The sequence below is a fragment of the Pseudomonas sp. KCJK9016 genome, assembly GCF_046231795.1.
Taxonomy (GTDB): Bacteria; Pseudomonadota; Gammaproteobacteria; order Pseudomonadales; family Pseudomonadaceae; genus Aquipseudomonas; species Aquipseudomonas bananamidigenes.
The window spans coordinates 40,304-51,860 of sequence record NZ_JBJJMM010000014.1 but is presented as its reverse complement, the minus strand read 5'-3'; the positions used below and the strand labels follow the sequence as shown (position 1 = coordinate 51,860).

Below are 11,557 nucleotides of genomic sequence, written 5' to 3'. Positions count from 1 at the left end.
CACTGACGTTAGTACCTATCAGTCTTCGACCATTTGAAAGTGTTGCGCTGAATCCGCATGCGGCTGGTTGAGGGCCTCGGATAGCTCATGAAACGGGCACGCAAGCAGGTGCCTTGGGCTGATCGTCGTAAGAGGAATCAGTGGGTGTGCTCGTCAGTAGCCTTGAAAGGCTCGTCAGAAAAGACGTGCACCGCTGGCAAAAGAGCCAGGTCTGACGCGGTGAAGCGGATTTGTCTCGGTCGCGTCTGCGGCTTCGACGGTGAAGCATCAAGCGTTTTCCGCAAATGCCATAAGCCCGGCTGAGGGCCGGGCTTGGCAGAAGCTTGCTACGAACGTCTGTGTATTAGTACAGACGAACGGCGCGGCGCTGTTCGCGCTGAACTTTCTTGGCGTGACGCTTGACAGCGGCTGCTGCCTTGCGCTTACGCTCGGAAGTTGGCTTCTCGTAAAATTCGCGGCTACGAACTTCAGCCAGTACACCGGCTTTTTCGCAGGAGCGCTTGAAACGACGCAGAGCTACGTCGAAGGGTTCGTTCTCTTTAACTTTGACGGCTGGCATCCAGAGCTACCTTCATTCATTACCGGGGTCAACATCCTCGCGGCAAAAGAGCACTTGAAGACGTCGGTTTTTAAGGGTTGCGGATGTTAACCCCTCAACGCTCGGAATGCAAAGCCTCTGATCGAAAACCGCTGGTCGGGGCATCCAGTGACGACTATTATGCGCGCCTTCGAATTCAGCCTAAACAAGGCGCAAACCCATGCTAGTACTGGGATTAGAAACTTCCTGCGACGAAACCGGCGTCGCATTGTACGACAGTGAGCGCGGTCTGCTGGCCGACGCCCTGTTCAGTCAGATCGACCTGCACCGCGTCTATGGCGGCGTGGTGCCGGAGCTGGCTTCGCGCGATCACGTCAAGCGCATGCTGCCCTTGATTCGTCAGGTGCTGACCGAGGCCGACTGCGTGCCGACCGAGATCGACGCCATCGCCTATACCGCGGGTCCCGGTCTCGTCGGGGCATTGCTGGTAGGCGCTTCCTGTGCTCAGGCGCTGGCTTTCGCCTGGGGCATTCCGGCGCTAGGCGTGCACCATATGGAAGGCCACTTGCTGGCGCCGATGCTGGAGTCAAAACCACCGGAGTTTCCGTTCGTCGCCTTGTTGGTGTCCGGTGGTCATACTCAGCTTGTTCAGGTCGATGGCATCGGTCGGTACAGCTTGCTCGGCGAGACCCTTGATGATGCTGCGGGCGAAGCCTTCGACAAGACCGCAAAGATGATGGGCCTCAATTATCCGGGTGGTCCGGAAATCGCCAGATCGGCGGAGAAGGGCGTTGCAGGACGTTTCACCTTCCCGCGTCCGATGTGTGATCGCCCGGGGCTGGATTTCAGTTTCAGTGGCCTGAAGACCTTTGCCCTCAATACCTGGCAGCAGTGCGTCAGCGCCGGGGACGACAGCGAGCAAGCCCGTTGCGACATCGCGCTGGCGTTCCAGCAGGCCGTGGTGGAGACTTTGACCATCAAGTGCAAGCGCGCGCTGAAGCAGGCCGGCATGAAGCGTCTGGTCATCGCCGGTGGTGTCAGCGCCAACAAGGCGTTGCGAATTTCTCTGGAAAAAATGCTCGGTGACATGAAGGGCGACGTGTTCTATGCCCGCCCGCAATTCTGCACCGACAATGGCGCGATGATTGCCTTTGCCGGATGTCAGCGTTTGCAGGCCGGCCAGCAGGAAAGCCTGGCAATCAGCGTACAGGCCCGCTGGCCGATGGAGCAGTTGTCGGCGCTGTGATAGTGGCGCTCACGTGCGGTATTTAAAAATGCCGTTCGCGCCCGGCAAACAGGTCGCGTAGATTGCCCCGGTGACGCCAGACGATCAGCAGCGTGAGCGTGCTCATCGGCAACAGCGCCGCCGGTTCCTGCCAGGCCAGTAATGGCAGGGTCAGTGGCGTGGCGATCAGTGCTGCCAGCGAGCTGGTGCGGGTCAGGTAGAACGTCAACAGCCAGGCACATACGGCCAGCAATGCGGCGGGCGGATACAGGCCCAGCAGCATGCCGGCCGCCGTGGCAACGCCTTTGCCGCCGCGAAAACGGAAGTACAGCGGGAACAGGTGACCGATCACGGCACAGACGCCGATCCATGCCTGATCCTGCAGCACAAGGCCCGCCGCGGAAGCGATCAGCACCGGCAGCAGGCCCTTGCAGAGATCACCCAGCAGGGTCAGGATCGCGAGTTTGCGACCGGCCAGGCGCAGCATGTTGGTGGCGCCGGCATTACCCGAGCCACTCATTCGCGGATCCGGATTTCCGGTCAGGCGGCTGAGCAAAATGGCGAAGGACAGCGAGCCGAGCAGGTAGGCGAGGATCGCCAGTGACCAAAACATGCTAACTATTCCGGGCGAGGACGCCCTGATTCTAACGGCGCAATGCGCCCTTGTCGTGCAGCGGAGAGAAGTGCTTGGACAGAGTGTTTATCGAGGGCCTGGAAGTCGACACCGTGATCGGTGCCTACGACTGGGAGCGCGGCATCCGACAGTGCCTGCGTCTTGATCTGAGCTTCGCCTGGGACAATCGCCCGGCTGCTGCCGGTGACGACCTGACCCTGGCACTCGATTACGCCAGTGTTTCCGCGCGGATCCAGGCCTTTGCCGAGCAGGCACAGTTCCAGCTGGTCGAGACCTTCGCCGAGCGTCTGGTCGAAGTACTGATGGCCGAATTCAAGATCACCTGGGTGCGCCTGAAGCTGACCAAGCCTGGCGCGGTTCCGGCCGCCAAGGGTGGTGTCGGTGTGGAGATCGAGCGCGGATGTCGCTGACTCAGGTCTACCTCGGGCTCGGTAGCAATATCGAGCGCGAAACTCATTTGCGAACCGGTCTGGATGCCTTGGCAGGTTTCCTGGTGGATATCCGCTGCTCGGCGGTGTTCGAAAGCCAGCCGGTGGGGATCAAGAGCGGCCCGTTCTTCAATTTCGTGGTGTCGGCCTACACCGATCTGCCGCTGATGGAGCTGGATCGACGGCTGAAATTCATCGAGGCGGATAACGGCCGTTATGCCCCGGATCGCAAGGGATTGCCGCTGGATATCGACGTCTTGCTGTATGGCGACCTGGCAGGCAATTTCGACGGACTGATCCTGCCCCGCGCTGAAATTCTGAAAAATGCTTTTGTGTTGTGGCCGCTGTCACTGATCGCACCGGATCGGGTGCATCCAGGCGTGGGAAAAAGCTTTGCCACTCTGTGGGCCGAGGCGCAGATCGATCAGGTGCTGGCGCCGGTCGGATTTGAATGGCGTGGCATTCAGCTCACGCCTTCGGACTTGCTGAACTGATTGACGCCGTCGCGATCGGCTCGCGATGGCGTCAGGTGTTCTCAAGAAGGCGCTGATTCCTTGTAAGCCTTCAACGCCTTGAGCCGTTCACGCTTGAGTGCCTCGCCCAGTTCCGGGCCCTTGAACCCTTTTTCCAGCAAGGGCTGAACCGCAACGCCGCGCGCCACACTGGCCGCGCCTCGCAGATAATCCGCCTGTGGATAACTTCGCTGTTCAAGCCCTTTGCGTCCGCGAGCATCCATCTCGCAGGCCATAATGAACTCCTCGAAACGCTGCGGTCGGCGATAAACGTCAAAGCTCTGCAGCAACTCCAGCAAGGTCGAAGCCTTCAGTTCCAGCGCACGATGGCCATGGGTGTGGTACTGCCCGACCAGCAAGGCCAGTTCCTGACAGTCCTTCGGTGCCTTGAAGCGCTCGTTGACGGCTTTTATCAGTTTCAGGCCTTTGTGCTCATGGGCGATGTGTCGTGGCCATTCTTCCTGCGGGGTCAGGCCTTTGCCGAGGTCGTGCAGCAGGCAGGCCCAGCGCACTGTCAGCGGTTGTTTGTGCAGGGCGGCTTGCTCAAGCACGCTCAAGGTATGAACGCCGCTGTCGATTTCCGGGTGGTGGATTTCCGGCTGGGGCACGCCGAACAGGGCGTCAACCTCCGGCATCAGCACTTTGAGTGCGCCACAGTCGCGCAACACCTGAATGAATACCTGAGGTTGATTTTCCATGAGTGCACGAGAAATCTCTTTCCAGCTGCGCTCAGGCGTCAGGGCTTCCAGCTCGCCGGAATCGCTGAGCTGGCGCATCAAGTCCAGGGTCTCGGGGGCAACCTTGAAACCAAGCTCTGCGTAGCGAGCCGCAAAGCGGGCAACGCGCAGGACTCGCAACGGATCTTCGGCGAACGCGGGTGAAACGTGGCGCAGTATGCGGTCTTCGAGATCACGCTGGCCGTGATAGGGATCCGTCAGGTTTTGCTGATTGTCCTCGGCCATCGCGTTGATCGTGAGGTCGCGGCGAATCAGGTCTTCTTCAAGCGTGACCTCGGGGCTGGCGTGGAAGGTGAACCCACCGTAACCGCGACCGCTTTTGCGTTCGGTGCGGGCGAGGGCGTATTCCTCGCCGCTTTTCGGGTGAAGAAAGACAGGAAAGTCCGCGCCTACCGGGCGAAAGCCGTTGGCGAGCATTTCTTCGGTAGTGGCACCGACTACCACCCAATCGATATCGGTGACCGGTTTGCCCAGCAGGCGATCACGTACTGCGCCGCCGACCTTGTAAATCTGCATAAAAAACCTCCGTTGGCCCGACAGGATAACCCCTGCGCCGGACTTTCGGAGGTCGGAACGGGATCAAAGATGAATGACCGCCAGATCGAGTCGACCGTAATCCCCCTCGCCATGTTCGCTGCGGGGGGGGACATGATGGGTTTTCATGATCTGGTCGCCCTGCAGGGTTTCCAGGTGGATATCGAAACCCCAAAGCCGATGCAGATGCTTGAGGACCTCTTCGGTAGAGTCGCCCAACGGTTTGCGATCGTGCTGCTGATGACGCAGGGTCAGTGAACGATCGCCGCGCCGGTCGATGCTGTAGATCTGCACGTTCGGCTCGCGGTTGCCCAGGTTGTATTGTGCCGCGAGCGTTTCGCGGATGATCCGATAGCCGCTCTCGTCATGGATGGCGGGTACCAGCAGATCGTCTCTCTGGTCGTCATCGAGAATGCTGAACAGCTTGAGGTCGCGAATCACCTTCGGCGACAGGTACTGCAGGATGAAACTCTCATCCTTGAAGCTGCTCATGGCGAACTTGATGGTCGACAGCCAGTCGCTGCCGGCGATTTCCGGGAACCAGCGGCGGTCTTCTTCCGTCGGTTCTTCGCACATGCGCCGGATGTCGCGATACATGGCAAAGCCAAGCGCATAGGGGTTGATGCCGTTGTAGTAAGGACTGTCGAAACCTGGCTGGAACACCACGCTGGTGTGGGACGCCAGGAATTCCATCATGAAACCGTCGGTGACCAGCCCTTCGTCGTACAGGTCGTTCATCAGCGTGTAGTGCCAGAAAGTCGCCCAGCCTTCGTTCATCACCTGGGTCTGACGCTGTGGATAAAAATACTGGGCGATCTTGCGCACGATGCGCACGATTTCCCGTTGCCATGGCTCCAGCAGCGGCGCGTGTTTTTCGATGAAGTACAGGATGTTCTCCTGCGGCTCGGCCGGAAAACGGGCATTGTCCTTGTCGCTGAATTTGTCCGCACCTTTGGGAATGGTGCGCCACAGGTCGTTGATCTGTTTCTGCAGGTGCTCTTCGCGGTCCTTTTGCCGGCGCCGTTCCTCCTCGGCGGAAATCGGGTACGGACGCTTGTAGCGGTCGACACCGTAGTTCATCAGGGCATGGCAGGAATCCAGCAGGTCCTCCACCGCGTCGATGCCGTGACGCTCTTCACACTGCATGATGTACTGCTTGGCGAACACCAGGTAGTCGATGATCGAGCTGGCATCGGTCCAGGTGCGGAACAGGTAATTGCCCTTGAAGAAACTGTTGTGGCCGTAACAGGCGTGGGCCACCACCAGTGCCTGCATGCAGATGGTGTTCTCTTCCATCAGGTAGGCGATGCACGGATCCGAGTTGATCACGATCTCGTAGGCCAGTCCCATCTGCCCGCGACTGTAGGATTTCTCGGTGCTGAGGAAGTGCTTGCCGTAGGACCAGTGGTGATAGCCCAGTGGCATGCCGACCGAAGCGTAGGCGTCCATCATCTGCTCGGCGGTGATCACTTCGATCTGGTTGGGATAGGTATCCAAAGCGTAGCGGGCCGCGATCCGGGCGATTTCGCGGTCGTAGGCCTGGATCAGCTCGAACGTCCATTCAGAGCCGGTGGAAATGGGTTGGCGCTTCTGCTCTTTGGCGGTCATGTCACTAACCTGCGCTGGAAGAGTTCACGGAAGACCGGGTAGATATCTCCGGCCGAGACCAGCTGCTGCTGGGCAAAAGTGTCGGAAAAGGCTTCGGCGATGCGTTCGTATTCGTACCACAGGGCCTGATGTTCGCGCGGTGTGATCTCCACATAAGTGTAGTACTGCACGAACGGCATGATCTGGTTGATCAGTATGTCGCGGCAGATCGGCGAGTCATCGTTCCAGTTGTCGCCGTCGGAAGCCTGGGCCGCGTAGATGTTCCATTCATTGCTCGGGTAGCGCTCGGACATGATCTCCTGCATCAGCTTCAGGGCGCTGGAGACGATGGTGCCACCGGTTTCCCTGGAATAGAAAAACTCTTCCTCGTCCACTTCCCGGGCGCTGGTGTGATGGCGGATGAACACCACATCGATCTTGTCGTAGTTCCGCTTCAGGAACAGATACAACAGGATGAAAAAGCGTTTGGCGATGTCCTTGGTCGCCTGGGTCATGGATCCGGAGACGTCCATCAGACAGAACATGACTGCTTTGGAACTGGGGTTCGGTTGCTTGATCAGCAGGTTGTACTTGAGGTCGAAGGTGTCGAGAAACGGAACACGATGGATACGTGCGCTGAGTTTCTCTATTTCCGCCTCAAGGTCCTGAATGTCGCCGAAGTTGTCCGGTTCTTCGCGTTTCAGGCGCTCCAGTTCTTCCTTGACCTCACGCAGCTTGGCGCGGCTGCTGCCGGACAGTGCGATTCGGCGGGCGTGGGCCGAGCGCAGAGTACGGATGATGTTGATCCGGGATGGGTTGCCCTCGTTGCTGATCCCGGCGCGAACCGTTTTGAAGGTATCGGTGCCGGTCAGGTTGCGTTTGACGAGGTTGGGCAGTTCGAGATCCTCGAACATGAACTCGAGAAACTCTTCCTGGGTGATCTGGAAGACGAACTCGTCCATGCCCTCCCCGGAGTTGCCGGCCTTGCCCGGTCCGCGGCCTCCGCCACCTCCCGGCGGGCGGGCGATGTGCTCACCTGCGGTGAATTCCTTGTTGCCGGGATGGACCACGGTCTGTTTGCCGCCGCGACCATGGTGAAGCACCGGTTCGTCGATGTCGCGACCGGGAATGCTGATTTGTTCGCCGTGCTCCATGTCGGTAATGGAGCGCCGGCTGACCGCCTCTTCGACAGCCTTCTTGATGTGGTCACGGTAACGCCGCAAGAAGCGCTGGCGGTTTACCGTGCTCTTGTTCTTGCCATTGAGGCGTCGGTCGATCACATAGCTCATGAGAGGCCCTCCGGGCAGCTTCAAGTAGTGAGCTGCGAGCCGCAAGTACAAGCATATGCCCTGGTATCAGGGCTCATGCGTTTTTAACTTGCAGCTCGAAGCCTGTAGCTTGCAGCTGCTTTACTGCGATTTCCGGACCCGCAGATACCACTCGGACAGCAGTCGTACCTGTTTGTCGGTGTAGCCGCGCTCGACCATTCGTGTAACGAAGTCGTTGTGTTTCTGTTGATCCTCTTTGCTGGCCTTGGCATTGAAGCTGATGACCGGCAGCAGGTCCTCGGTGTTCGAGAACATTTTCTTCTCGATGACCACCCGCAATTTTTCGTAACTGAGCCAGGTCGGGTTCTTGCCGTTGTTGTTGGCTCGGGCGCGCAATACGAAGTTGACGATTTCGTTGCGGAAATCCTTCGGATTGCTGATACCGGCCGGTTTCTCGATCTTTTCCAGTTCCTCGTTGAGGGCTACGCGGTTGAGGATCTCGCCGGTTTCCGGATCGCGGTATTCCTGATCCTGAATCCAGAAGTCCGCATACAGTACGTAGCGGTCGAAGATGTTCTGGCCGTATTCGCTGTAAGACTCGAGATAGGCCGTCTGGATCTCCTTGCCGATGAACTCGATATAACGCGGTGCCAGATACTCCTTCAGATAGCGTAGATAGCGCTCACGGACTTCCGCCGGGAACTGTTCCTGTTCGATCTGCTGTTCCAGCACATAGAGCAGGTGTACCGGGTTGGCGGCGGTTTCATGCGGGTCGAAGTTGAAGACCTTGGACAGGATCTTGAATGCGAACCGGGTCGACAGACCGTTCATGCCCTCGTCGACACCTGCTGCGTCGCGGTATTCCTGGATCGATTTGGCCTTTGGATCGGTATCCTTGAGGTTTTCGCCGTCGTAAACCCGCATCTTGGAATAGATGTTGGAGTTTTCCGGCTCTTTCAGGCGCGACAGTACAGTGAACTGCGCCAGCATCTTCAACGTGTCCGGCGCGCAATGGGCCTTGGCCAGGGAGCTGTTGAACAACAGTTTGTCGTAGATCTTCACTTCGTCGCTGACCCGCAGGCAGTACGGCACTTTGACGATATAGATCCGGTCGATGAACGCTTCGTTGTTCTTGTTGTTGCGGAAGGTATGCCACTCCGATTCATTCGAGTGGGCCAGCAGGATCCCGGTAAACGGAATCGCGCCGAGACCTTCGGTACTGTTGTAGTTGCCTTCCTGGGTTGCAGTCAGCAGAGGGTGGAGCACCTTGATCGGTGCCTTGAACATTTCGACGAATTCCATCAGGCCCTGGTTGGCCCGGCACAGCGCACCGGAGTAGCTGTAGGCGTCAGCGTCGTTCTGCGGGAACTCTTCCAGCTTGCGGATATCGACCTTGCCCACCAGCGCGGAGATGTCCTGGTTGTTCTCGTCACCCGGTTCGGTCTTGGCCACGGCGATCTGGTTGAGGATCGACGGGTACAGCTTGACCACGCGGAACTGGCTGATGTCACCGCCGAATTCGGCCAGGCGTTTGGTGGCCCAAGGCGACATGATGGTGTTCAGGTAGCGCCGGGGAATACCGAAGTCTTCTTCGAGGATCGCGCCATCTTCGGTGGCGTTGAACAGACCCAGGGGCGATTCGAATACCGGCGAGCCCTTGATGGCATAGAAGGGTACCTTTTCCATGAGCTGTTTCAGCTTCTCGGCCAGGGACGATTTACCGCCACCGACGGGACCGAGCAGGTAGAGGATCTGTTTCTTCTCCTCGAGGCCTTGGGCAGCGTGACGGAAATACGACACGATCTGGTCGATGCATTCTTCCATCCCGTGGAAGTCTTCAAAGGCCGGATAGCGGCGAATCACCTTGTTGGAGAAGATTCGCGACAGCCTCGAATTGGTCGAGGTGTCGAGCAGCTCCGGTTCGCCGATAGCCATTAACAGACGCTCGGCGGCGGAAACGTAGGCGCTGCGATCCTTTTTGCACAGTTCCAGGTACTCCTGCAGCGAGAATTCTTCCTGGCGTGTGGACTCGAAGCGTTGTTGGAAGTGGCTAAAGATACTCATGACGTCACCTCGCTCGATACGTGGAGCCGACGCCGGATCACTCAGTCGATGCTGGCAAGCAGCTGCGATGACAGCTGTTGTTTACCCCCCAGAACCCTTTCGCGATCGACAATCGCGAAAGTCACTCCCGATGACCCGTGCGCCGGTGTACCGGCTCTCCCCTGTTTTGGATGGCCTGGGCTTAAGGATAGTTGGGAATTCGGGAGGTAAAGGCGAGATACGTAATTAGTTGTGGCAGACCGTTCGTCTGCCACCGCGCGAGCCCACGGGAGCCGGGGCCTGCACGTGACAAAAAAATTATTCGGAAATGCCTTGCGCGGTTTCTGAAGGAAAGGTCGTACGCCAAAGCTCGAAGCCGCCGTCCATGCTGTAGACGTCGGAGAAGCCCTGACTGACGAGATATGCAGCCGCGCTCTGGCTGGAATTGCCGTGATAGCAGACCACCACCAACGGGGCGTCGAGGTCGGCGTTGCGGATGAAATCGGCGATGGAGTGGTTATCCACATGCCTGGAGCCTGCGATGTGCAGCGCGGCGTAGGTCTGCGGGTCGCGGATATCGACCACCACGGCACCTTGCTCGCGCAGGGCCTGGGCCTGTTCCGGGGGGATACGTTTGAATTCGCTCATGGCGGGTTCCTGTGGCTCGGCTGAAAACGCAGTCTAACGCGGGGCGCTGACTGGCGAAGTTTCGGTGATCGGTGGGGCGACGGGAGGCAGGGCACCGCCATGTTCGTCGCATTTGCACGACAGCCGTTCAAAGCTGTCGACGTTCATCAGGGTCAGGCTTCCGCCCCATACGCAACCGGTGTCGAGGGCCGAAATGCCGGGCTCGTGGACATCGCCTTCGAGTGCCGCCCAGTGGCCGAAAATGATCCGCAGGCCGCGTGTCTTGCGCTCCCTGTGCTGGAACCACGGCTTGTAGCCCGGTGGTGCCGTGTCCAGGCCTTCCTTGCTCTTGAGGTCGAGCTTGCCTTCGGCGGTGCAGAAGCGCATGCGCGTGAAGTAGTTGGTGATGACCCGAAGACGAGTCACGCCCGTCAGTTCGCTGTCCCATTTTGTCGGCTCATTGCCATACATACCGTCGAGGTACGGCTGCAACAGGTTGTCGTCACGCAGTGCGGCTTCGACCTCCGCTGCATATTTCAATGCCTTGCGCAGCGACCATTGCGGGGGGATGCCGGCGTGGACCATGGCCACATCGCGGTGCTCGTCGTAGTGCATCAGCCTCTGCTGGCGCAGCCATTCAAGCAGGTCTGCGGCATCCGGAGCCTCAAGGATCTCGCGCAGGGTGTCAGACTTTTTCAAGCGTTCGATGTTGTTTGCCGCTGCCAGCAAATGCAGATCGTGGTTGCCCAATACACACACCAGCGAATCACGAATGCTGTACAGAAAACGCAGGGTTTCCAGCGATTGCGGCCCACGGTTGACCAGATCGCCCACCAGCCACAACCGGTCAACTGTCGGGTCGAACGCGACTTGCGTGAGCAGGCACTTGAGCGGTTCGAGGCAGCCCTGCAGGTCGCCGACGGCATACGTCGCCATCAGTGCAGGGCTCCGGGTACGGCGAGGCGAAAGGGTTTGATGATCGCATCGAAATGCTTGCCGTCGCTGGCCACCATTGCATAGCTGCCCTGCATGGTGCCGACCTTGGTGGTCATGACTGTACCGCTGCTGTAAGTGTGGCTTTTCCCTGCGTCGATCAAGGGCTGCTGCCCGACGACACCGGCGCCGCGCACTTCCTCGACATGCCCGTCACCGTCGGTGATCACCCAATGTCGGGACATCAGGCGGGCCGGCTGTTCGCCATTGTTCTGCACGGTGATGGTGTAGGCGAAGGCGAAGCGGTCATTCTCGGGTTGCGATTGGTCTGCCAGATAGTGAGTAACGACGCTGACATCGACCTGATAACGGGGATCGGACATGCAAGAGGCCTTGAGGACTTGGCGAAAAGCGGGTATCGCCGATGGGTTGAGTCTAGGCAAGTATCGGGCAGGAGACCAGAGTGGCGCTCCTGTCCGGGAGCGATGCCT

At 58.9% G+C, this 11,557-nt stretch carries 12 protein-coding genes; 3 read left to right on the top strand and 9 right to left on the bottom strand.

Translation table 11 applies throughout. The annotated features are described in order from the left end of the window. Nucleotides 1-343: 343 nt before the first annotated feature. Nucleotides 344-559 carry a 30S ribosomal protein S21 gene (rpsU, locus tag ACK6BI_RS15485; protein WP_002551877.1) on the bottom strand — a complete coding sequence of 72 codons (216 nt, stop codon included), beginning with the start codon at nucleotides 557-559 and terminating at the stop codon, nucleotides 344-346. Nucleotides 560-758: 199 nt separating this feature from the next. On the opposite strand from rpsU, the gene tsaD reads away from it, so the two are divergent. Next, nucleotides 759-1,784 carry a tRNA (adenosine(37)-N6)-threonylcarbamoyltransferase complex transferase subunit TsaD gene (gene tsaD, locus ACK6BI_RS15480; protein WP_260521247.1) on the top strand — a complete coding sequence of 342 codons (1,026 nt, stop codon included), beginning with the start codon at nucleotides 759-761 and terminating at the stop codon, nucleotides 1,782-1,784. 22 nt (nucleotides 1,785-1,806) lie between these two features. On the opposite strand, the gene plsY is transcribed toward tsaD, so the two are convergent. Next, a complete protein-coding gene (plsY, locus tag ACK6BI_RS15475) occupies nucleotides 1,807-2,376 on the bottom strand; it encodes a glycerol-3-phosphate 1-O-acyltransferase PlsY (protein WP_409317745.1) in 570 nt (189 codons plus the stop codon). Nucleotides 2,377-2,450: 74 nt separating this feature from the next. Between plsY and folB the strand changes: the two genes are divergently transcribed. Further along, nucleotides 2,451-2,807 carry a dihydroneopterin aldolase gene (gene folB / locus ACK6BI_RS15470; RefSeq protein WP_248740038.1) on the top strand — a complete coding sequence of 119 codons (357 nt, stop codon included), beginning with the start codon at nucleotides 2,451-2,453 and terminating at the stop codon, nucleotides 2,805-2,807. After that, entirely contained in the window at nucleotides 2,798-3,319 is a 522-nt protein-coding gene (gene folK / locus ACK6BI_RS15465) for a 2-amino-4-hydroxy-6-hydroxymethyldihydropteridine diphosphokinase (protein WP_409317744.1), read from the top strand. The genes folB and folK overlap by 10 nt, the downstream gene beginning before the upstream one ends. A gap of 41 nt (nucleotides 3,320-3,360) precedes the next feature. On the opposite strand, the gene ACK6BI_RS15460 is transcribed toward folK, so the two are convergent. From ACK6BI_RS15460 to apaG, 7 genes are all read right to left on the bottom strand, one after another. Then, nucleotides 3,361-4,590 carry a multifunctional CCA addition/repair protein gene (locus ACK6BI_RS15460; RefSeq protein ID WP_409317743.1) on the bottom strand — a complete coding sequence of 410 codons (1,230 nt, stop codon included), beginning with the start codon at nucleotides 4,588-4,590 and terminating at the stop codon, nucleotides 3,361-3,363. 63 nt (nucleotides 4,591-4,653) lie between these two features. Beyond that, complete coding sequence (locus ACK6BI_RS15455) at nucleotides 4,654-6,216, bottom strand: SpoVR family protein (protein WP_409317742.1); 1,563 nt, start codon at nucleotides 6,214-6,216, stop codon at nucleotides 4,654-4,656. Next, nucleotides 6,213-7,484 (bottom strand): YeaH/YhbH family protein, encoded by a 1,272-nt coding sequence (locus ACK6BI_RS15450; RefSeq protein ID WP_409317741.1) that lies wholly within the window; start codon nucleotides 7,482-7,484, stop codon nucleotides 6,213-6,215. The genes ACK6BI_RS15455 and ACK6BI_RS15450 overlap by 4 nt, the downstream gene beginning before the upstream one ends. 120 nt (nucleotides 7,485-7,604) lie before the next feature. After that, complete coding sequence (locus ACK6BI_RS15445) at nucleotides 7,605-9,527, bottom strand: PrkA family serine protein kinase (RefSeq protein ID WP_065259133.1); 1,923 nt, start codon at nucleotides 9,525-9,527, stop codon at nucleotides 7,605-7,607. A 297-nt stretch (nucleotides 9,528-9,824) separates the two neighbouring features. Continuing rightward, nucleotides 9,825-10,154, bottom strand: coding sequence for a thiosulfate sulfurtransferase GlpE (gene glpE, locus ACK6BI_RS15440; protein ID WP_409317740.1), 330 nt, complete (start codon nucleotides 10,152-10,154; stop codon nucleotides 9,825-9,827). 33 nt (nucleotides 10,155-10,187) lie between these two features. After that, nucleotides 10,188-11,069, bottom strand: coding sequence for a symmetrical bis(5'-nucleosyl)-tetraphosphatase (locus ACK6BI_RS15435; RefSeq protein WP_409317739.1), 882 nt, complete (start codon nucleotides 11,067-11,069; stop codon nucleotides 10,188-10,190). Then, nucleotides 11,069-11,449, bottom strand: coding sequence for a Co2+/Mg2+ efflux protein ApaG (gene apaG, locus ACK6BI_RS15430; protein ID WP_409317738.1), 381 nt, complete (start codon nucleotides 11,447-11,449; stop codon nucleotides 11,069-11,071). The genes ACK6BI_RS15435 and apaG overlap by 1 nt, the downstream gene beginning before the upstream one ends. Nucleotides 11,450-11,557: the final 108 nt, after the last annotated feature.

What these genes read in the sequence shown, in the direction of transcription:
- ACK6BI_RS15450 (WP_409317741.1), bottom strand. Translation starts at nt 7,484, where the DNA reads ATGAGCTATGTGATCGACCGACGCCTCAATGGCAAGAACAAGAGCACG.
- ACK6BI_RS15460 (WP_409317743.1), bottom strand. Translation starts at nt 4,590, where the DNA reads ATGCAGATTTACAAGGTCGGCGGCGCAGTACGTGATCGCCTGCTGGGC.
- glpE (WP_409317740.1), bottom strand. Translation starts at nt 10,154, where the DNA reads ATGAGCGAATTCAAACGTATCCCCCCGGAACAGGCCCAGGCCCTGCGC.
- apaG (WP_409317738.1), bottom strand. Translation starts at nt 11,449, where the DNA reads ATGTCCGATCCCCGTTATCAGGTCGATGTCAGCGTCGTTACTCACTAT.
- folK (WP_409317744.1), top strand. Translation starts at nt 2,798, where the DNA reads ATGTCGCTGACTCAGGTCTACCTCGGGCTCGGTAGCAATATCGAGCGC.
- plsY (WP_409317745.1), bottom strand. Translation starts at nt 2,376, where the DNA reads ATGTTTTGGTCACTGGCGATCCTCGCCTACCTGCTCGGCTCGCTGTCC.
- ACK6BI_RS15445 (WP_065259133.1), bottom strand. Translation starts at nt 9,527, where the DNA reads ATGAGTATCTTTAGCCACTTCCAACAACGCTTCGAGTCCACACGCCAG.
- tsaD (WP_260521247.1), top strand. Translation starts at nt 759, where the DNA reads ATGCTAGTACTGGGATTAGAAACTTCCTGCGACGAAACCGGCGTCGCA.
- rpsU (WP_002551877.1), bottom strand. Translation starts at nt 559, where the DNA reads ATGCCAGCCGTCAAAGTTAAAGAGAACGAACCCTTCGACGTAGCTCTG.
- ACK6BI_RS15435 (WP_409317739.1), bottom strand. Translation starts at nt 11,069, where the DNA reads ATGGCGACGTATGCCGTCGGCGACCTGCAGGGCTGCCTCGAACCGCTC.
- ACK6BI_RS15455 (WP_409317742.1), bottom strand. Translation starts at nt 6,216, where the DNA reads ATGACCGCCAAAGAGCAGAAGCGCCAACCCATTTCCACCGGCTCTGAA.